Genomic DNA, 20777 nt, shown 5'->3' on the forward strand with positions numbered 1-20777 from the left:
TAGAGCACCTGACTTTTAATCAGGGTGTCGTAGGTTCGAGTCCTACATGGCTCACTTTTCAAAATTATATGCGGTTGTGGTGGAATGGCAGACACGCTATCTTGAGGGGGTAGTGGGCGTAGGCCCGTGGAGGTTCGAGTCCTCTCAACCGCACCATAATTTTAAACTCATTTCAAACATGCGGTCGTGGCGGAATTGGCAGACGCGCTAGATTCAGGTTCTAGTGGTGTAACAGCCGTGGAGGTTCGAGTCCTCTCGACCGCATCATAACGTCAGTAAAGGTTTCTGATCTGCACATTCTGGCAGGTTGGGGATCTTTTTTATTTTTGGACAGAAGATACTTAGAACTATAATCCAATATTGGTGATGGTGGAGAAATGGCTATGACCGGCCATTTCTGATTCTTACTTACACCGTTCGCCAGTGCCATTTAAGGTCCGCGATAAGTCGGATAAAAATTTGCGGATGCGGAACCCGCGGAAACCCTTGATTCTACAAGGATTTTCATGGGCTTTATGTTCCTCATCCTTGATTTGTTTCCCACTTGGGTCCCAAGCCTCATTCGTGTGTGAGAACCACCTTCGGTGGCAGATTGTCTCTGCTGCGCTGAAAATTAGCCTAACAGTTCTATCTGCAGGCGATGGCCTTGGCAAGGGTTCCCAACCCTTTACTTCTGCCATACCGTCATTTTTTCCATATCCCACAGGGCCGTTCCTCAGTCATCCAGTTACTCCATCAGGTTGACGTATGGGAAAGCCCCTACTTTTTAACCAGATACTTTATCAAACTACCGCGTTACACAAAATAAGATTGTGCATAAAATGATAGATCATATTTTCAGCTAAATTGTATAAATTATTGTTGACAATAATGTTGGAATAGAAATATACTAAAGTTAGCTATCTGGGGAAGGAGTATTTGGCGTACAATGCTAAATGAAGCTACATTACTGAACGAAGAAGAATGCTATCTCCGATTGAAGGAGGATATATGCCGCGGGATTCTGATGCCCAACCAGCACCTTGTGGAATTGGATTTGGCGAAATCATATGGTGCCGGACGCGCGGCGATACGGACTGCATTGGCGCGCTTGGAGCAAGAGGGCTTGGTAGAGCGGGAACGCTATCGCGGAGCGCGTGTCCGTCTCGTCACGGAGGAAGAAGCGATTGAAATCCTCGAGGTACGTACAGCTTTAGAAGGCCTAGCCGCTCGTCGCGCCGCAGAAAATGCAACAGACGAGGACGAGGGTGTTCTTCAGGACATTTTAAATGAAATGAAAATATATTACGAGGCAAACGATCTGCTGAAATATTCAGATTGCAACACAAGGCTTCATCACATGCTCATTAAAATGTCGGGGAATAAGACCGCAGCGAAGGTTTTGGATACGCTCAATTCACAGAGTGTTCGTTTTCAGTATAAAACGATTTTGCAACGGGGGCGGCCTGATAAATCATACGAAGATCATCGGGCGATCGTTGAAGCTGTAATCCGACGTGATCCTGATGCGGCAGAACAAGCCATGCGCCTGCACCTCGGCCGGATTTTAAACGGGTTGCGAGATTTATTTTAGACGTTTTTGTTCTTAAAGTGAATGTTTAACGTGAGTGGGGTGAGGGAATGGCTCGTCGAAAAAGTATTGAGATTAAAGGGGTAAATCATCACGGAACGATTCCGATTCCCTTGGGAGCGAAAGTGGGTCGATTTGTCTTCTCTTCTGCGATTGCCGGGGTTGACCCGGCAATCGGCAAGATTCCGGATGAGCCGGAAAAACAAATTGAGCTAGTCTTTGATCACGTTCATCGCTTCATGGAGGTCGCCGGAGGAACTTCAGCCGATATCGGGAGAATGACGGTTTATCTCCAGGATGAGCAGTATCGGGACTTAGTCAATCAGGCATGGGTGAGCATGTTTCCCGATGCTGCCAATCGGCCTGCGCGACATACGGTAGTGAAGGATTTGCGGGCGGGAGCGCTCGTGCAAGTTGAAATCACAGCTGTTTTACGCGAGGAAGCGTGAAAGTATTTTTGCTGCCGTTTCTCGTATGAAGATTTGAAAGGGGTTTCATTTATGAGGCGTTTAGATTCAGGACGCTCCCAGACATTTTAGTGGTTGTAGGAAACGATCAGGCCAACATTTCATTGAAAAGATCATGACCGAGGGGGTTGATGTCTCTAAAGCTTAGTATCTGGAATACGTTTCAGGGTATCGGTCTCCCGCCGGTACGGGATCAGGAATGACTTTTGCAGTCTGGAAGCAAGAGATTCTGTGGAACTGCCGTCATCGATGCAAACGGATGCAGGTACATTGGGTTGGGAGGTAATCAAATGGCGAGGATACATAATTTAAGAAATGGTATTGATCGAGAAATGCTTAATGAAATAAAAGAAAAATTTGAAGAAGGATTGTTCCCTCAATGGATTTTAACAGATCCGGATATTTATGCTTTGGAAGTGGATAGGATATTCGGATACACATGGCAATATTTAGGGCATGAGTCGGAATTAAAGGAACCAGGGGACTATGTCACCAGATGGTTGTTGGATGATCCTGTGTTGTTAATCAAAAACAAACAGGGAGAAATCAATGCCTTTTTGAATTCTTGTACCCATAGAGGAACACATTTATGTACGGCCGATTCAGGAAATAAGAAAGCGTTTACATGCCCGTTTCATGGCTGGACGTTTAATACGGAGGGAGAGCTGATTGGAGTCGTTGCAGGCGACAAGGTCTATGGCCAAAAATTGAATAAGAAAGAGTGGTCGCTGCGCAAGATTCCCCGAGTTGAGACATATAAGGGCATGATTTTCGGCAATATGGACAAAAATGCAATGTCTTTGGATGAGTATCTCGGGGAACTCAAATGGTATCTTGACATTATTTTAGGACGAAGCGACGGAGGAATGGAGGTCAAAGGAGGTCCTCAGCGCTGGGTTGTAAACACGAATTGGAAGTTAACGGCGGAAAACTTCGGGGGCGACCCCTATCATGTAGCAACTACTCACAGATCTACCGTTGAACTTGGCATAAGTCCCAAGGACCCGCTATATTCCAGTTATGGCCATCAAGTCAAGTTAAATCATGGACATTGTGTAAACGTAAGTACAGTCGTGCCCGGTTTAAATATGCCGCCTTATCAAGGGCTGCCTAAAGAAATGTGGCCCATGTTTGAAAGGAACTTATCCAAAGAACAGTTGGAGGTTTATAAAAAGACCACCGTGATCGTCGGTTCTTGCTTCCCGAATCTTTCTTTCCATTGTCCGGTGCATGGAAGTGAAGGTCACTTGCACAATTATTTAACTTTGCGTATATGGCGTCCAATGGGGCCGGACAAAATTGAAATATGGTCTTGGTTCTTGATCGATAAAGCTGCACCGGAAGCGTATAAAATGGATTCGTATAAAGGCTATGTGGCTTCGTTTGGTCCATCGGGAACTTTAGAGGCGGACGATACGGAAATCTGGACTCGGGTGGTTCAGGCAAGCAAGGGGAGAATGGCTCGCGATAAGGACCTTAGTTATAATAATCTGCTTAACTATATGATGGGTATGGATGAAGTGTTGCCGGATGAATCATGGCCGGGACCCGGTGTCGCTTACCCGACATGTTATGTGGATGCCGCCTTGAGAGGGATGCATGACTATTGGTTGGAACTGATGACAAGCGATTTGAAAGATGATAGTAAATGGAACGATTGAAATCGGTAAGAAAAAGGGGAGAAAAGGAGGGGATGGTTATGAATTATGAGCTGCACTACCAAATAACGAATTTTCTCAACACTGAAGCGCTTTTATTGGATAATAGGGAGTTCGAGGATTGGTTGGAACTGCTTACGGATGATGTTGTTTATCGGATGCCTGTACGGGTCACGAAGGAATCCAAAGACGGTTTCGATAAAAATAATGATATGGCTTATTATGAGGAAACCAAGAAATCTTTGACAACACGGGTAAAAAGACTTAGAACCGGCTCGGCATGGGCCGAGGATCCTCCGCTGCGTACACGCCATTTTGTATCCAATATTATTATTAAAGAAGGTACATCCAGTAACGAGTTAAAAGTACAAAGTTATTTTTCGTTTCAACGAAGCAGGGGAGTTGATCATGCCGTAGAGCAAATTTTTGGCGAGCGTTTAGATGTATTGCGCAACATCGGTGGAGATTGGAAAATCGCTTCCCGGAGCATTTATCCGGATCAGACCGTGTTAACTATGATGAATTTGAGTACGTTTTTGTAAGTCAACAGAAGGGAGATTTTTATTGCAATGGAAAGAAAGCTTAGGAGCTATGTTGAACCGGGTAGTGTAAGATGGGCCATGAGGCGGGCGCAATGGGGAGTTTTCGGAATCAACGAGGAGGATATGGAAAAGCCCAAGATCGCGATCGTAAACACCTCCTCAAACCTGGCGGCGTGCTTTGCCCACCTTGATGGCATCGCTGCGAAGATGAAGGAGGAAATACGCGCTGCCGGTGGTTTGCCATTTGAGGTACGCACGGCGGCACCGTCGGATGCCGTAACCAGTATGGGACGTAAGGGAGGATATATTCTGCCGGCCCGCGACCTGATTGTGAACGACGTCGAGGTGGCGGTGGAAGGAGCCATGCTGGACGGGATGATTTGCCTGGTATCCTGTGATAAGACAGTGCCGGGTCTTCTCATGGCGGCCGCCCGGCTTAACATTCCGACTATTGTCGTAGCTTGCGGTTATCAGCCAAGCGGGCAGTATCGTGGCGAGCACATTGATTTTGAGGATCTATGGTTAAACGCTGTAAAGCAACAAAACGGCAAGAGGGTTTATTCGGTCGAAGAACTGAGTGAGATGAGCAAGAATGCGATCCTTGGTCCTGGCGTATGTGCCGGGATGGGTACGGCCAACACCATGCACATTGTTTGCGAAGCCCTTGGCATGGCGCTTCCCGGCAGCACTCCGGTACTGGCCAACAGCCAGAAGATGTGGGACACGGTCGGGCTCGCTGCCAAAAGAATAGTACAAATGGTGTGGGACGACCTGAAACCCCGTGATATTCTTGTACCTGAAGCTTTTGCCAATGCCGTGAAGGTGGTGTTGGCGATCAGCGGTTCGATCAATGCGGTGAAGCATCTTCAAGCGCTGGCCAGGGAGGCTCAGATGGATGTGGACATTTACGGCATGTTCGAACGGTTTGCCGATGAAATTCCGCTTCTGAGCGCCGTACGGCCCAACGGGGAGCATACGATTGAGCAGTTCGAGGCGGCTGGCGGAGCGCAAGCGGTCTTGAAGCAGCTCGAATCTTTCCTTCATACCGATACAATAACGGTATCCGGCCGGACCATAAAGGAGAACCTTCACGGGATCGCGATCTCCGATGAAGAGGTGATCCGTCCAGTAAACCGCGCGTTCGTCAATCGCCCTTCTATTGTATTAATACGCGGTTCGTTAGCACCGGACACCGGTATCGTCAAACTTGCAGTCACCGATGATCGGCAACTTCAGTTTAGCGGGCCGGCGATTGTCTTTAATTCAGCCGATGAAGCCATTGAAGGCGTACATAAGGGACTGATCAAGCCCGGACATGTGGTTGTAGTCAGAGGACTTGGTCCAAAGGGTGCACCCGGCATGGGCTTCTTGTCCAATTTTGTTTTTGCCCTGAACGGGGCGAGTTTAGGCGATAAGGTTGCAGTGGTGACTGACGGGCAACAATCAGGACTTTCCAATATGAGTCTGGCGGTGAACGAGGTCTCTCCTGAAGCGGCGGAGGGCGGACCTATAGGACTTGTGGAAGATGGCGACACCATCGTAATTGATGTAGAGAAGCGTTTCGTCAATCTTGAAGTGCCGGAAAGCGAGCTAGAGCTTCGGCGTTCGCGCTTAAATGGCGCTCCTGCCATGGAAGAGCACGGATGGTTGTCGATTTATCAGCGATTGGTTAGGCCGTTGCCTGAAACCGGAGGTATTCTCTTTAAATAATTAATCACAAGAAGGGATGTTTGGAGAATGGAAGAAATGAATTTAAAGGTTACGCGGACGGTTCAAAAAGACACAACGGTAAACGTACAGGAGGTGAAAGTCGATATTTGTGTAGTAGGTGCGGGCATTTCCGGAGTTTCAGCCGCTTTGGAAGCGGCACGATCCGGTCATAAGGTGGCATTGGTGGACGGTTCGCCTACCTTAGGGGGGCAGGCTGTGAATTCGATCATAGGCACATTCGCCGGCCTGGTTTCCAACGGTCCGAACCCATACCTGATGACCTATGGCATTGCTGAAGACATCATCCGCGATCTTGGCGCTGCTGGGAATTTGCACCTGCGCAGGAGATTTAATACCATCATGTACGATGAGGTAGCCCTTGCCCGATGGATAGAAAAATCCGTTAGAGATGCCGGGGTAACCGTGATTACCGGTGCCGTTTTGCGGGGGGTGACAAGAAAGGGAACGCGTATCGATTCGATCGATTTGGCCACCCGGTATGGCGATTTGCGCCTTTATGCAAACGGTTTCGTAGATGCGACGGGTGACGCTGCACTTGCTTGGCACGCCGGCCTTCCATGCCGGGAGCCTGGGGAAGGTTCGGTTTATGGGTCCCAGGTGTTGGTACTCGAGGGGATCGACGAAAAGAACTACCCGTCATATGACGAGCTAATTCAAAGACTTAAGGAAAAGGCCGATGATTATGGATTTGAACGGAGGGACGGTCTTGCCATCGTATTCCCGGGCAGGGGAACAGCCCTTCTCAATATGACGCACGTTGAAACGCCGCTTGAGCCGATTGCGGCAGCGGAAAAAGCGCTTGAAGGCAAGGATCAGGCTGATCGAACGGTTGTATTTCTAAAGAATGAATTTCCTCTTGCATTCGGCCAGTGTCGAGTACGCAGTTATGGCTTTCCCGGCGTCCGGCAAACGCGCTGGATTGTTGGCCGCCGGCAATTAACGGTTGAGGATGTGCGTGCCGGAACGCGGTTTCCGGATGCAGTAGCCCGTACAGCATGGCCGATTGAACTGCATAATCGAAAGGATGGCTATGTCTGGCAGCCATTTTCCGAGGATCATGTCCACTATATCCCTTTAAGCAGTCTGACGCCTCCCGATGTTGACAACCTGGCTGCAGCCGGCCGTTGTATTGACGGGGATCTGGCGGCTCTGTCCAGCGTACGTGTTATGGGACCGTGCATTGCAACGGGGGCGGCAGCAGCACACGCATTAAGCCTTGCCGGTACGGGCAGCGTCCATGAGATCGACATTGCCGCACTTCAGGAACGGTTGAAGGATAACCTTACCAGAATGGATCCATATAACGGATAAAGGAGGTGTTCATGGTGAAAAAAACAGTTTACCCGGTAATTGCTATTCTTTTACTTTTCGCGATGATGCTTTCCGGTTGCGGAAAAAGTGCGGAAAACCAGGGGAATTCCGCGGAACCGGCTAACCCGTCGGAGCCTGCTAATACAAAACCGGCCGAATCGAAGTCGGTATCGTTGGCCTTATTAAAATTTACGTCCAATGCTCCACTGTTTATCGCTTATGAGAAAGGCTTTTTCAAAGATGAACATCTCGACGTTGAATTAAAATGGTTCGATTCGGCGAATGCCGTCAACGTAGCCGTGGCGTCCAGCAGCGTGGATATTGCGGCTGCCGGTTTGACTGCAGATTTTTACAATATGATCGCGCAGGGTCAAAAGATGTTTCTCGTCGCCGATAAGGGCAGAGAGGAAAAGGGATATGCCTATTCGGCGCTGGTGCTGCCTAATGATTCTCCGTACAAATCGGTTGAAGAGTTAAAGGGAAAGAAAGCCGCCATTACAACCATCGGCAGCACGAACCATTACTCGATAGCCAGAATATTGGAGAATCATGGCATGAGTTCGAAGGATGTTCAATGGACACCGATGAACTCCGTCAGCGGCGTGGTAGATGCCATTAAGGGCAAACGCGTGGACTTCGGTTTTATCAGTGAGCCCAATGTTACCAAGGCTGTGGATGAAGGTTTTGGCAAAACGCTCACTTGGATATCGGACGAGATAAAATTTCAAAGTTCCGCCCTTGTTTTTTCTTCAAAATTCATATCCGACAGGGATGCGAGTGTACGTTTCCTGAAAGCATATCTCAAGGGACTGCGCTATTATTATGACGCGGCATTGACCAAGAAGGACGGGAAATTGGCGCAGGGCCCGAATTTTGACGAAGTGCTCAAGATCATCACCAAATATACCGGCCAGCCGGAAGACGTGATCAAAAAGTCCTTTCCGTTTATCGACCGTAACGGAAAGCCTGATATTGATGATCTCAAGGAGCAGATCGCATGGTATGCCAAGGAAAAATTGATTGTCAAAACGTTGGAGGTTGACGATTTCGTAGATACCACGCTGTTAGACGAAGCTTTAAAAGCGGCAGGGAATTAAAAAAATTATAATTGGCTGGTGAATAGGACGTGAGAATTGTTGTCGAAAATGTTCAGAAACAATTCATTGACACAAACAAGCGGGAAATCACTGCGCTCAAGGACATCAATTTTACGATAGCGGCCCAGGAATTTGTAGTACTTGTCGGCCCAAGCGGCTGCGGCAAATCTACTTTATTGAACATTGTCGGGGGACTGCTGTCCCCCAGCAGCGGTGAAGTGAGTTTCGAAGGGCTGCAGGGAAACAAGGAGCCGAAGCTCGCGATTGTGTTTCAGGAAATTGCGTTATTCCCCTGGCGGACCGTCTACGAAAATGTGATATTTGGTCTGGAGGAGCAAGGTGCCAGCAAAGAGGAGCAGCAGGAAAAAGGCCGCCATTATATCGAAATGGTGGGCTTGACCGGCTTTGAGTCCGCATATCCGAAGCAGCTATCGGGGGGCATGCGGCAGCGTGCGGGGATTGCAAGAGCGCTTGCCGTCGAGCCGGACCTTCTGCTGATGGATGAACCGTTTTCGGCTCTTGATGCACAAACGCGAACCATTATGCAAGAGGAACTGCTGGCCATATGGAATCGTACTAGACTAAGTACGCTTTATGTCACCCACAACATCGAAGAGGCGGTCTATTTAGCCGACCGGGTCATTGTAATGTCACGACGCCCCGGAGAGATTAAAAACATTATCCGCATCGATCTGCCGAAAATCGGCCGGAATCAGGAGGAATACCGGTTGGTATTCGAACGTTATGTGGATGAAATATGGCAGCTCATCCGGCATGACGCACAAGAAGCACTGAAGGAGGGGGATTAGGATGGAACAGGGAAGCACGAACGTGAATATAGTCAGTCGGACCGTTCAGCCTCAAAGGCAAACCATCCGCAATCGCGTAGCCTTTTTGGAGAAACGAACCCCGGTCTATGCTTCGGTGCTGGGAGTACTCGGCATCTTGACATTATGGGAGGGGCTTGCCCGAATACAAGTGATTCCGCCGCTTTTTTTGCCTTCCCCTTCGGCCATTCTTGCAGCCGGATGGCAGATGGTAACGACGGGGGAAGTCACGGATAATATTTTGACAAGCTTAATGCGGATAGGGACGGGGTATGCCATCGGAGCGGTTGCCGGCATTGTGATCGGGCTGCTGCTGGGCTTCTTTCGCTGGGTGGATTCCGTATTAACTCCGGTTATTTATTCGATCTACCCGATCCCGAAGATTGCGCTGCTGCCGTTGTTTATCTTATGGCTTGGGATCGGAGAACTGCCCAAGTTTACGATTATCGCGCTTGGCGTATTCTTCCCGGTAGTGATTAACACCTATGCCGGAGTCAAACAGGTTGACCCGATCCTGCTCAAAGCTGCCGTTACGTTCGGATCGAAATATTTCAGCGTCATCCGCAAGGTTATTCTGCCTGCTGCACTGCCGACCATTTTTGCCGGGCTAAAGCTTGCTGCCGGGAATTCCCTGCTCTTGCTTGTCTCGGCGGAAATGATTGCGGCTGAGAAGGGGGTCGGCTCCATGATTTTGCATTACGGCAATCTGATGATGACGACCAATTTGATGGTAGGTGTCTTGATCTTGTCCATGCTCGGCCTATTGTTTAACCGTTCGTTGGAATGGCTGGAACGAAAGCTGCTGCCGTGGAAATAAAGGAGAAGAGGTGTTCATACGATGATCATTGATTGCGATGTCCATCATGCCCGGCGAAAAGAGGTAGACCTGGCTCCCTATTTGCCCGAACCATGGAGATCGGAGCTTTTGAAGTACGGTGAGAGGAAAATGGATTCCGGGATTCTGAATGAAGGTGGATTCCGATGGGATTCCATTCCGCCCAATGGCGGCCCAGCCGGTTCGGATCCTGATTTTTTAAGGGAGCAATTGCTGGATAAGTACAATTATTCGTATGCTTTACTGACGGGATCGGGGTATCACATATCGGCCATTCCGGATCCCGATTACGCTCAGGCGATATGCTCGGCATATAATGACCATTCCATCGAGCATTGGCTGCCTAAGGATAAACGATTTAAAGGCGTCATTATGGTAGCCCCCCAAGATCCGCATCTGGCGGCAAGAGAAATCGAAAGGCTTGGAGACCATCCGGACATGGTCATGGTTGCTATGTCTTCAACGTCACGCATTCCCTTCGGCAATCGCTTTTACTATCCAATCTATGAGGCGGCGCAGCGCAAAGGACTTCCCATAGGGGTGCATACCGGCCAATCCAATGCCATGTTTGCGCAGGCGTCGCCTACACCGGCAGGTGTCGCCCGCAATTATCTGGAGTGGCATTCATGTGTACCGCAGATCTATATGGGTCATTTGGCAAGCATCATATTGGAAGGCGTTTTTGAGCGGTTTCCCCGACTGAAGTTCGTACTTATTGAAGGCGGATTTGACTGGCTGCCGCATTTAATGTGGAGAATGGATGGACGCTTTAAGGGGCTGCGTCAGCAAGCACCTTGGTTAAAGCGCCTGCCCAGCGAGTATATAGCCGATCATGTACGTCTGACTACCCAACCATGGCCGGATCCGAAGAAAGAAGAACATCTGCTTCATATATTCGATATGATGGACGCCGAAAATATATTGATGTTCGCGAGTGATTATCCTCATTGGGACTTTGACGAACCCAGCGTTTTGCCGAAGAAGCTTTCGGAAACGGCAAGAAAGAAAATACTGCATGATAATGCTGCGGAATTTTTCAATTTGAAGTAGCAGTCATCCATTATGGCCTGAAAAGGAGGAAGGAAGCAAATGGCATGGAATCTTGTTGCCCGGGAAGGGGAGATTGCTCCCGGAAAGGCTAAGTTAGTGCAAGTCGATAATAAGCAAATCGGCATTTTTTATGAAGGAAACAAGTATTACGCCATATTGAACATTTGTCCGCATTTTCATGCGGAAATATGCAAGGGGCATGTAACCGGAACCCTGATTTGCCACTCTTTTGAAGAATATGAAATGCGGCATGATGAATTGGTGCTGAGATGTCCTTGGCATCATTGGGAGTTTGCCATGGATTCGGGAAAGGCTGTTATTCCGTCTATTAAGCAAAGACTGAAAATCTATGAAGTCAAAGTTGAAGACGGAAATGTATTTGTCGCCGTTTAGTTTTGCAGTACAACTCTATTTATTGGAGGGCTGCTTAATATGAGAAAAGTAAAAATAGTAATGTTGGCGGTTATGCTGCATCTCTCAACATTACTTATGGCTTGTGGAACAAATACAACCACCCAAGAGACTCAAAAGGAAACTCCCAAAGTTGGTGCAACTCAAGAAGAATCGCCAAAGCCGGTTAAGAATCCTTTTTCTATAAACGTAGCCATATCGAAGTTTACAACCAATGCGCCATTGTTCATAGCTATGGAAAAAGGTTTTTTTAAAGATGAAAATCTGGATGTAACATTCAAGTTTTTAGATTCGGGCCAGGCGATCAATGTAGCGGTAGCATCCGGAAGTGCAGATGTTGGAGCAGGCGGCTTTTCAGCGGACTTGTACAATATGATTTCAGCCGGAGAGAAGGTTGTTGCCGTAGCAGATAAAGGGAGGGAAGAAAAAACATATCATTATTCAGCCATCGTGGTTAGAGAGGATGACTCCGAAATCAAATCGATTAAAGATTTAAAAGGCAAAAAGATCGGACTCACGTCGATTGGAAGCGCCAATCAATATAATATAGGAATGATGTTAGAAAAAAACGGTTTAAATTCAAAGGATGTTCAATGGGTATCGTTAAATAGTGTCAGTGGTCTGCTGGAAGCGTTAAAAGGCAAAAATCTGGATGTCATTGGGCTCAGTGAACCTAACGTGTCCATTGCGATAAAGGAAGGGTACGGAAAAGTACTCGCTTGGGTTTCAGACGAGATTTCTCCTCAATCCGCTGCGATATTTTTCTCGTCAAAGTTTGCCGGAAACGAAGATGCGAGTGTACGTTTTCTGAAGGCCTTTATTAAAGGTTCACGTTATTATTACGATGCGGTACTTGCAAAAAAAGACGGGAATTTTGTAAAAGGCAGCAACTATGAAGAAGTGATCGGCATTATTTCCAAATATAGCGAGCAGCCTAAAGAGAGGATTACCGTTTTTCCGTACATTGATCCCAACGGTAAAATGAATGTGGAAGATATCAAGGAACAAATCAATTGGTACTTTAAGGAAAATTATATTAAACAGATGGTTGATCCCAAGGATTTCGTAAATACGGAATTATTGGAAAAAACATTGAAGGAAATGGGAGAATAACATCTGATGTGTACCGATGACAAAATTGTTATAAATATTGTTGACAATAATGTGTGCATTAAATACACTGGAATTATCCGGATGGGAGGTGAATGCATTGAAACTTCATCATTTTGTCAGTTGGGTAACAGGAGCTGCCGGAGGTTTGGGCCAGGCAATCAGCCATAAGCTTGCCGAACAAGGGAGTCATCTTATACTTAGCGATATAAATCATGATGCTTTACAAAAGCTGTCTCTAAAGCTTTCCGCATATCCTGTGGAAATTATGAATCTTCCTTTAGATGTATCGGACACGGAGGCCGTATGGGAAGGGGGACGAAAAATAAAGGAACGCTTTGGGAGGGTCGATATCCTAATTAATAATGCCGGTATCTCTCCTAAAGGTCCGAATGGTTCGATTCCATTTCAAGAGATTAGGATTGAAGATTGGAACCGGGTGCTTGCCGTTAATTTGAACGGTCCCTTTAATTGCAGCCAGGTTGCGCTGGAGATGATGGTTGAAAATCAAAGAGGACGAATCGTCAATATATGTTCTCAAGCATCCCGAACCTACAGTCCGGTTACATCCGCGCACTATGCTGCAAGCAAATCCGGACTGCTGGGATTAAGCCGTAAATTAGCCGGCGAATACGGTCCTTTAGGCATTCGGGTAAATGTAGTTGTACCCGGACGTGTTGATACGCCAATGACACAAAGCGTGGATAAGGAATTAAGCCGGCAAGCTGCGCTTAGAACACCATTGAGACGGATCGGTCAACCTGAAGAAGTTGCGAATGCGGTCGCATTTCTTGTTTCCGATGAGGCCAGCTATGTGACCGGAGCCGTACTTGATGTAACCGGCGGCAGCCTGATGCTCTGATTTATCGCGGAAAATTGGTCAGTAATCTATATAACCATACATACAACAAATCGAGGTGATGGAATGGCTCGTAGGAAAAGTATCGAGATCGAGGGGATCACTCATAGGTCTGCCCCTATTCCTTTGGGAGCGAAAGTGGATCAATTGGTCTTCTCTTCTGCGATTGCAGGAATGGATCCGGCATCAGGCGAGATCCCGGAAGATCCGGTAAAACAAGTGGAACTTGTTTTTCGAAACGTTGAACGCTTCATGGAAATTTCGGGAGGCACTCCCGCCGATATCGGAAGAATGACGGTTTATCTCCAGGATGAGCAATATCGGGACTTGGTCAATGAAGAGTGGGTGAAAATGTTTCCTGATCCTGAAAGCCGGCCTGCACGGCATTCTGTAGTTAAAAATCTGCGGATGGGAGCCATCGTACAAGTTGAAATTATTGCTGTTTTGCCCTGAAAAAATCATAAGTTCGAGCAACAACTGCGAATAAAATTACAATGCGATTTGAAAACGGCTTCATTCATTAATGATTTATCATAGGGAGGATGATTCGTTTGGCAAAGATCGTGCTTGGTATTGGTTCGTCGCATAGCCCACAAGTGAGCAGCACGGCGGATATTTGGTCACTGCATGCGGAACGGGACCGATTGAATCCGGATACTCATTATGAAGAACGTGAACGGGAGCTCGGTCACACGCTTCAGGAGCAATTATCCCCGGAAGTTTGGCAGAAAAAATACGAAGCATGTCAAGCTGCTGTGGAGCGTTTGAACCGCGAGATTCAGGAGGCTGATCCTGACATTCTGGTGGTTGTAGGGGACGATCAGGAAGAGCTCTTTTTGGATGAAGCTAAGCCTACATTCGGTGTGTTCTGGGGATCGGAATTGAAAGATTTTCCCCTCCGCTTGGAGGATCTTCATCCGTCGATGCGCCCCGTCATATGGGCTTGGCACACGACAGAGAATATCGATTATTACCCCGCGCATAGCGAATTAGGCAAACATATCATTGAAAAGATGATGATCGAGGGGTTTGACGTCTCACAAAGCACAACCCAGATCGAGGGCCGGTCGCTCGGTCACGCTTATACATTTGTCCATCGGCGGTTGGCTACTCACAAGACCATTCCCATGGTCCCGGTATTTGTCAATTGCTTTTATAAGCCCAATCAGCCTACCCCTGCACGTTGTTATGAGTTCGGGCAAGCACTGAGACGGGCCATTGAGTCATGGGAAGAAGATCAACGTGTCGCTGTCATTGCATCCGGCGGGTTGAGCCATTTTAAATTGGATGAGCATCTCGATCAAGTAGTTATTCAAGGGCTCAAGAGCAAGGAGCCTGAGATTCTCAAGACGCTGCCCAGGGAAAAGCTGGAGGGGGCCTCCGGGGAGATTCTGAACTGGATTGTTTCTGCAGGTGCAATTGAACATTTGGAACTGCAGTATCTGGAATATGTTTCAGGGTATCGGTCACCCGCCGGTACGGGAGTAGGAATGACATTTGCAGTCTGGAAATAAGCACAAATGATGCGTAGGGCAAGAGTGGGGAGGAATCTGGTTGGATATCGATTCGGTAAAGGAACGTCAGCTTGCGTTAAGTCACGGCACTACATATTATCTGGAAGCAGGTCAGGGGGAGCCGTTGATTTTGCTTCATGGGGTCGGATTTTGGACGGGGGGCGATTACTGGCTTCCGAACATGGCTGAACTCAGCCAATATTTTCATGTTTATGCTCCCGATTTCGTTGGCTGGGGAAAGGGAGACCGGCTTCAGGTCGAGTATTCGTTTTCTTATCTCGCGGACTTTGTCCGAGAGTTTCAGGATGCTTTAGGAATTTCATCCGCGCATGTTGTGGGTCACTCGATGGGGGGATGGGTTGCATCGCTTCTCGGTTATGAAAGCCCGGATCGCGTTCGCACATTGACCTTGATTAGTGCCGGAGGGATATCCAAGCGCACTTTATCATCGATGACATCGTTTAAGCCGCCGGTCTATGATGACATTTTGAAGCATGTGAGTGAAACGTCGTGCGGTGAAACCACGAAAATCGCTGAAACCGCTAAGCGGTGGTATGAACGCACTTTGCTGCCGGGGGCATTAGAGGCCTATCAAAAAATATTGAACCATATGAATGAACCTACACACCGCGCCAGATACAACCTGCAGCGGAGATTGCCTTATATAAAGAGCCCTGCTTTAATTATCTGGGGATCCGAGGATAAGATCAATGATATCAGTATGGGCGAATTGATGCATTCTCTGATTCCGCATTCTGAGATGGCGGTAGTATCTTGTGGGCATTACGGCCCGAGTGAAAAGCCCCGCGAGATCAACGCTCTGATCATTCAATTTATACAGAAGCATCTGGAATCGCAGAGCAACCAGAATTCCATGAAGATCATTTAGATCACGGCAAAAAGAGGTTCGAGTCCTCTCGAGCGCATAATTAAAACAAGGAATCATCAATACGGGATTCCTTGTTTTTTCCTTTTGAAGATACCTCATTTCAGACACATTGAAAGCATGATGTACAATAAAATAGAATGTTGCATTTTGACTTAAAGCCTGCTATATTAATATTTGTCACTCTACCGGCATTCCAATCGTGTCGTCCCGTACCGACCATTTTAATCAGCCATGCGGGTGTAGTTCAATGGTAGAACTCCAGCTTCCCAAGCTGGCGGCGTGGGTTCGATTCCCATCACCCGCTTCATACAAAAAATGCTCAAATCCCTTGATATATAAGGGATTTTTATTTTACCTTTTTACGGGTTAGGGTGGACGGTTTAATTTTGTGGGGCAGATCGTGGGGCAAATTTCTTGATTCTTGGGTCGAGTGTTTCCAGGCTGTCTGCGGCTTCCCGACTTACGAGCATTGACTCATGGGTATAAATGTTTGCCGTCGTTTCAAGACGGCTATGTCGTAACCGTTCTTGGATCGTCTTTAAATCCTTGCCGCTTTCCCGAAGCAGCATCGCTGTCGTATGCCTTAGATCATGCAAGCGAATATGAGGCAGGCCATTCCGACGTAAAAATTTTCGCCACGTGCCGGTTGCAGTATCCGGATAATACATAATTCCGTTGCCACTATGGAAAACATATAGTTTTTCGCCACCTAGCCAGTTTTTGCAGCGCAGCTTTTCTTTGTTCCACTGGCGCCGGTATTCTTTGAGATCGTTCATGTACCACTGTGGCATCGGAACAAACCCTTCAGACTCCTCTGTTTTTAGTTCACCCTCGGTTTTGTTTCCTTGTTCGTCATAAGTAATTTGTTTGGTAATGAAAATCCCGCCATTCTCGAAGTCGACTTGCGGCCATTCAACAGCAAGCATTTCGCCACGGCGAAACCCTCCGAGAAGCACGCCAATAAAATACAGTCTCCAATGGTCAGGAAGGGCGTAGAGGGCCGTTATGACCGCCTCGGCAAGGGGCAGGTCATCGGTGAAGTGTACACATTGCCGCCTTCATGGAAAAAGTGGCGGGGGAGGCGGAAGGTTTGAAACTTATGGGCATTGACCATGGTACGTATTACGCAGGTTGGGCAACGATGCGAAATGGTAAGCCGATCAAGTACGGGCTGAGGGATTATAGCAAGGTCAGCATGCCGCAGGTGCTTGATCTTGTGTATCGGGACAGCTATCAACTCATCCAGGAGGAACAGCCCGACGTTCTCGTTCTCGAGCGCCCGGTTCACTTCAAAAACGCCTCAAGCGTCCTCGCTCTTGTCGGGGCGTACTCCATGGTAACACTGGCCGCACTGCATTTGGGTAAAAGGATCGAGACGATCCGGCCTACGGAGCTCAAGATGCAAACGGGTAAAGGAAATGCTGACAAGGAGACGGTGGCTGTCGAAATGCAGATGCTGTTCGGATTGGATTACGACGAGATAGCCATCCCAGTTCCGTACAAAAAGGATGACCTCAAAGGAAGATATAAGGCCGGAGACATCAAGGAACGTCTTTTCGACCCATCGGACGCACTGGCGCTCTGCTGGGCCTATCATAAAAAAATAAATGGAGCGTGAGCATCATGTCATACGCAGAATTTAATCCGGTGTTCAAAAAAATGAACATGAAGCCTAAGGGTGAAGTTGAGATTGTGCTCTCAACGAGTCTCAGTGAACTGCGGGGCAGTGTGGAAGCTTTGTCCGAAATGATCGACCAAAAGATTCGTGTTGCGTTGGAATCCACCGTTGTCACATACAACGTCCAGATTAACGCCCGGACCGAAAAGCCGATCCGGCATTATAAGGTCGATGAATCAGGAATCGTAACCGAGGTTAAGTCGGAAGGTGAACAGACTGAAATGGACCTCGGACTTCCGAAGGAGCAGGATCCGGTCAAAGAAGTCCCGGAAGAAATCAGCCGCGAGATCGTCGACGACTTCATCTTATCGCTGCTGGCGCCGCAATATGATGACCTCCCGTATCCGTTTTATGCTTGGGTGGATCGTCTCCGGCTTGGTGAAACCTACTCCAAACTGGCCTCTGATTTTGCGATGAGTAGCGGCAAAATTGTTGAGCTCATTGATGAGTACCGCTCCCGGGTGGCGCCGCTGGCCGCCAAGTGGGATGAGTGGAGAAAATCTAAGGCTGAAGGAAATGAGCCTCTTTCGAGGTCGCAGGATTCCGCTGAACATGATGCGGTAAGTGAAAGTACCTCGGCTGTTCCGGGGGGAGAAAATGAACGAGACGAGATCGATGAATCATCTTCTGATGACGGAGATGAACCCACGGAATGGAAAAGGCAAATATTGGATGGGGACGAAACTCCTACTGCTGATGAATCGTCGTCGGATGATCTGGACAGTTACATACTCCGAGAGCGGCCGAGTTTCGATGACATTCCGTATGACTTTCCTGCCTTACTGGAACGCAGGAAGAACGGTGAGACGTGGATGCAAATCGCCTCGTCTTTAGGAATTTCGTCCAGTAAGCTCTCTGCAGCTTGGAGCAAATACAAGAGCCGGATCAAAAATAGCGATAATGGTGCTGCCTAATGCATTTCCCGCTGCCCTTCCTAGGGCGGCGGGAAAAGGAGGTGTAACAGCAGATGAGTAAACATGATGATGGATGTCACCATTACTTTTTAACCCCGGACGAATTAGCCGAACTGAATAGGAGACTCGCAGGGCCACAAATTTAGTATTGCTATTGCTGATGAAAAGAAGGTGGTCGGCGTAGTGATGGTCGGCAGGCCGGTCGCCAGAGCCTACGATAATGGCCGGACGCTCGAAGTGATCCGCTGCTGCACAGATGGGACGCCTAACGCTCCATCAAAGCTATACGCAGCTGCGTGGCAAGCAGCCCGGGCGATGGGATACCGCAGGCTTATTACATAAACGTTGGCAGAGAAGCCGGGAACAAGCTTGCGGGCTGCAGGATGGCGTGAACTTTACAAGACGAAGGGCGGCTCTTGGAACTGTCCAACGCGACCTCGGATCGACAAACATCCGACAGGACAGAAGACATTATGGGAGATTATGGCTGAATGAAATAAAACACAGTCTTATCTAAAAACGACAGGGAAATATATCGTTACCATTTGAGCATCAACAAACATGCGATGTCCATAATTGTCAATTATTTTTACAGCTTTTTTATAGGTGTTTGTTTGTTCTAGGATGAATTCCACTGTGTTTTGCTCGGTTTTAATCCTTCTAAGATCTTTCATTATATAATCGGCAGGTTTTAAGGATAGGAGGCGCCTGAGTTCTTCTTTTTGAGGGGTTGTGAGAAAAAAAGAATTATATCTCTTAGTATCGCCATTATGTTCAAAGAAAGCTATTACATCCCGACGCTTATCTCTTACTAATTGTTCCAACATAACGGAATCTTGTAGAAATCGATCAGCTTTTTCAATATGGGATGAAAATTTAAGAAGGTTTTCTTTTTGTTCTAACTCTTTTCTCTGTTGCTCTTCATCGAAATATTTCTGGATTGCTTTCTTGCGACGACGTTCTTTTACCGTTAAATCAGACAGATGCCAAATTTCTCTGCTAATTATTTTGCCTAATAAAAATTTAAACATGATTTTCTTGTTCACCCCACAAATGGATTTTATTGGATTATACCATTATCAAGGTGAAATGAACACGGTAAATACATGGGAGGAATTTAGATGGGAATATCCGCAGTTGCTTTTAAAGCAAAAAACAAAGAAGGCCGCAATTTGTGCGATGGCATTGAATACGGCGATTGGGAAGGCGAGTTCCTAGATACAAAAGCTCTTTCAGATGCAACTTTGATTATCCGTAACGATTTATCAAAGCCAGATAGTGGAGACATCGAGGACTTTTATAAGTTCATAGCTTCCTTACCTTTAAGCAACGATGTGGCTTTTATCAAAGAACATTACGAGCCGGTTGAAGTAGAGCTGACCGACGATGAGTTGAAAATCGTCCGTGAGCGCAACGTTTGGTGACGTCAGTTTTGAATATTGAGGAACTTGGTAGGTAGATTTAAGTAATCTACCCCATCTTATATTTTCAATAAAATGTCATTGAAAATACGGTCCCATATGTACGACCAGTAGTAATAAAGGGCAAAGCCTGCTACGGTGAAAAAAACCAAATAAAAGACAATTCTTTTCATTGTTCGCCTCCTAATACTTACATATACGACATACAGGATAGCATTCCTGCTTGAATACTGAAATACATGGGAGGGATTTATTAATGAGATCTATTAATGAATTAATCAAAGAAGCACATGATAATGCAGTATCTAAAGGTTGGTGGATGGAAGATCGGTCATTTGGGGAATTAATTGCACTAATGCATTCTGAGCTTTCGGAGGCACTGGAGGATTATCGCAACGGTGAGCTGCCAACGACAATGTGGTACGAGAAGAATGAGGATGGAGAGTTGAAAAAAGAGGCAATACAAATCGATGACGATTGGAAGCCTTGTGGTATACCTTCGGAACTGGCGGACGTGGTTATTCGTGTATTCGACACTTGCGGATACTATGGAATTGATCTTGAATCAGCGATTTCGGAAAAGATGGCATACAACGTTACACGCCCACAGCGTCATGGAGGCAAGAAGCTTTAACTTTAATTCATTAATAGTATGTTTTACCGTATGAGTTGAGATAATCCCCCGCATCTTGGCCGGCCAGCGAGGGAAAGAACGTCATTCCTCACACCTATAATACCATAGGAGTGAGGGGAATGGGACAATTATCTTTCCGGTTATTAGAGATTGACCGAGAATCAACGCGCAAACGAGTAGAGGAAGCTCTTTGTACTGCACGTATGTTTATCGCAAAATAAAAGTGCCGAGAATTGCAGCGTAAAAATGCCGAGAAAAT

General features: G+C 47.2%; 23 protein-coding genes and 3 tRNA genes. 24 read left to right on the forward strand and 2 right to left on the reverse strand.

Annotated elements, in window-relative coordinates:
• Positions 1 to 70 precede the first annotated feature (70 nt).
• The 19 genes from NR121_RS23700 (at position 71) to NR121_RS23790 (ending at position 16175) form a co-directional block, all read left to right on the forward strand.
• A tRNA-Leu gene (locus NR121_RS23700) sits at positions 71 to 156 on the forward strand.
• A gap of 24 nt (positions 157 to 180) precedes the next feature.
• A tRNA-Leu gene (locus NR121_RS23705) sits at positions 181 to 264 on the forward strand.
• A 664-nt stretch (positions 265 to 928) separates the two neighbouring features.
• On the forward strand, positions 929 to 1573 hold the full coding sequence (locus NR121_RS23710) for a GntR family transcriptional regulator (protein ID WP_054820327.1): 645 nt from the start codon (positions 929 to 931) through the stop codon (positions 1571 to 1573).
• 47 nt (positions 1574 to 1620) lie between these two features.
• Complete coding sequence (locus NR121_RS23715) at positions 1621 to 2019, forward strand: RidA family protein (protein WP_054820326.1); 399 nt, start codon at positions 1621 to 1623, stop codon at positions 2017 to 2019.
• 308 nt (positions 2020 to 2327) lie between these two features.
• Complete coding sequence (locus NR121_RS23720) at positions 2328 to 3698, forward strand: aromatic ring-hydroxylating oxygenase subunit alpha (protein WP_062409482.1); 1371 nt, start codon at positions 2328 to 2330, stop codon at positions 3696 to 3698.
• 38 nt (positions 3699 to 3736) lie between these two features.
• Positions 3737 to 4237, forward strand: a complete 501-nt coding sequence (locus NR121_RS23725; RefSeq protein ID WP_054820325.1) for a 3-phenylpropionate/cinnamic acid dioxygenase subunit beta — start codon at positions 3737 to 3739, stop codon at positions 4235 to 4237.
• Positions 4238 to 4360: 123 nt separating this feature from the next.
• Positions 4361 to 5947, forward strand: a complete 1587-nt coding sequence (gene ilvD, locus NR121_RS23730) for a dihydroxy-acid dehydratase (RefSeq protein WP_217437506.1) — start codon at positions 4361 to 4363, stop codon at positions 5945 to 5947.
• A 36-nt stretch (positions 5948 to 5983) separates the two neighbouring features.
• Positions 5984 to 7279, forward strand: a complete 1296-nt coding sequence (locus tag NR121_RS23735) for an FAD-dependent oxidoreductase (protein ID WP_256832027.1) — start codon at positions 5984 to 5986, stop codon at positions 7277 to 7279.
• 11 nt (positions 7280 to 7290) lie between these two features.
• Positions 7291 to 8376: an ABC transporter substrate-binding protein gene (locus NR121_RS23740; RefSeq protein WP_256832028.1), complete on the forward strand. Its 1086-nt coding sequence runs from the start codon at positions 7291 to 7293 to the stop codon at positions 8374 to 8376.
• Positions 8377 to 8405: 29 nt separating this feature from the next.
• On the forward strand, positions 8406 to 9185 hold the full coding sequence (locus NR121_RS23745) for an ABC transporter ATP-binding protein (protein ID WP_054820010.1): 780 nt from the start codon (positions 8406 to 8408) through the stop codon (positions 9183 to 9185).
• Position 9186: 1 nt separating this feature from the next.
• Positions 9187 to 10020 carry an ABC transporter permease gene (locus NR121_RS23750; protein WP_062409477.1) on the forward strand — a complete coding sequence of 278 codons (834 nt, stop codon included), beginning with the start codon at positions 9187 to 9189 and terminating at the stop codon, positions 10018 to 10020.
• 21 nt (positions 10021 to 10041) lie between these two features.
• Complete coding sequence (locus NR121_RS23755) at positions 10042 to 11088, forward strand: amidohydrolase family protein (RefSeq protein WP_062409476.1); 1047 nt, start codon at positions 10042 to 10044, stop codon at positions 11086 to 11088.
• Positions 11089 to 11127: 39 nt separating this feature from the next.
• A complete protein-coding gene (locus NR121_RS23760; RefSeq protein ID WP_137671141.1) occupies positions 11128 to 11481 on the forward strand; it encodes a Rieske (2Fe-2S) protein in 354 nt (117 codons plus the stop codon).
• A gap of 39 nt (positions 11482 to 11520) precedes the next feature.
• Complete coding sequence (locus tag NR121_RS23765) at positions 11521 to 12612, forward strand: ABC transporter substrate-binding protein (protein WP_062409474.1); 1092 nt, start codon at positions 11521 to 11523, stop codon at positions 12610 to 12612.
• 97 nt (positions 12613 to 12709) lie between these two features.
• Complete coding sequence (locus NR121_RS23770) at positions 12710 to 13471, forward strand: SDR family NAD(P)-dependent oxidoreductase (RefSeq protein ID WP_054820006.1); 762 nt, start codon at positions 12710 to 12712, stop codon at positions 13469 to 13471.
• Between the two features lie 63 nt (positions 13472 to 13534).
• Positions 13535 to 13921, forward strand: coding sequence for a RidA family protein (locus NR121_RS23775; RefSeq protein WP_074728795.1), 387 nt, complete (start codon positions 13535 to 13537; stop codon positions 13919 to 13921).
• Positions 13922 to 14019: 98 nt separating this feature from the next.
• On the forward strand, positions 14020 to 14982 hold the full coding sequence (locus tag NR121_RS23780) for a DODA-type extradiol aromatic ring-opening family dioxygenase (protein ID WP_256832030.1): 963 nt from the start codon (positions 14020 to 14022) through the stop codon (positions 14980 to 14982).
• 40 nt (positions 14983 to 15022) lie between these two features.
• Positions 15023 to 15871, forward strand: a complete 849-nt coding sequence (locus tag NR121_RS23785) for an alpha/beta fold hydrolase (protein WP_256832031.1) — start codon at positions 15023 to 15025, stop codon at positions 15869 to 15871.
• A gap of 233 nt (positions 15872 to 16104) precedes the next feature.
• Positions 16105 to 16175: transfer RNA gene (locus NR121_RS23790), tRNA-Gly, on the forward strand.
• Positions 16176 to 16251: 76 nt separating this feature from the next.
• Here NR121_RS23790 and NR121_RS23795 read toward each other — a convergent pair.
• Entirely contained in the window at positions 16252 to 16827 is a 576-nt protein-coding gene (locus tag NR121_RS23795) for a site-specific integrase (protein WP_375162538.1), read from the reverse strand.
• A gap of 143 nt (positions 16828 to 16970) precedes the next feature.
• Here NR121_RS23795 and NR121_RS23800 point away from each other — a divergent pair, with 143 nt between their 5' ends.
• From NR121_RS23800 to NR121_RS23810, 3 genes are all read left to right on the forward strand, one after another.
• Positions 16971 to 17489 carry a crossover junction endodeoxyribonuclease RuvC gene (locus NR121_RS23800; RefSeq protein WP_256832036.1) on the forward strand — a complete coding sequence of 173 codons (519 nt, stop codon included), beginning with the start codon at positions 16971 to 16973 and terminating at the stop codon, positions 17487 to 17489.
• A 5-nt stretch (positions 17490 to 17494) separates the two neighbouring features.
• Positions 17495 to 18463 carry a hypothetical protein gene (locus NR121_RS23805; RefSeq protein ID WP_256832032.1) on the forward strand — a complete coding sequence of 323 codons (969 nt, stop codon included), beginning with the start codon at positions 17495 to 17497 and terminating at the stop codon, positions 18461 to 18463.
• A 117-nt stretch (positions 18464 to 18580) separates the two neighbouring features.
• Entirely contained in the window at positions 18581 to 18805 is a 225-nt protein-coding gene (locus NR121_RS23810; protein ID WP_375162539.1) for an XF1762 family protein, read from the forward strand.
• Positions 18806 to 18972: 167 nt separating this feature from the next.
• Here the strand turns inward: NR121_RS23810 and NR121_RS23815 are convergent, their stop codons facing one another.
• Positions 18973 to 19494 (reverse strand): hypothetical protein, encoded by a 522-nt coding sequence (locus NR121_RS23815; RefSeq protein ID WP_256832034.1) that lies wholly within the window; start codon positions 19492 to 19494, stop codon positions 18973 to 18975.
• Between the two features lie 90 nt (positions 19495 to 19584).
• On the opposite strand from NR121_RS23815, the gene NR121_RS23820 reads away from it, so the two are divergent.
• Positions 19585 to 19887 carry a hypothetical protein gene (locus NR121_RS23820; RefSeq protein WP_054819997.1) on the forward strand — a complete coding sequence of 101 codons (303 nt, stop codon included), beginning with the start codon at positions 19585 to 19587 and terminating at the stop codon, positions 19885 to 19887.
• Positions 19888 to 20140: 253 nt separating this feature from the next.
• Positions 20141 to 20518: a nucleoside triphosphate pyrophosphohydrolase family protein gene (locus tag NR121_RS23825; RefSeq protein WP_054819996.1), complete on the forward strand. Its 378-nt coding sequence runs from the start codon at positions 20141 to 20143 to the stop codon at positions 20516 to 20518.
• The last annotated feature ends 259 nt before the right edge of the window (positions 20519 to 20777 follow it).

Origin of the sequence: Paenibacillus sp. Pae15, from assembly GCF_024519685.1 — a bacterium.
In the GTDB taxonomy this organism is placed as follows: Bacteria; Bacillota; Bacilli; order Paenibacillales; family NBRC-103111; genus Paenibacillus_G; species Paenibacillus_G naphthalenovorans.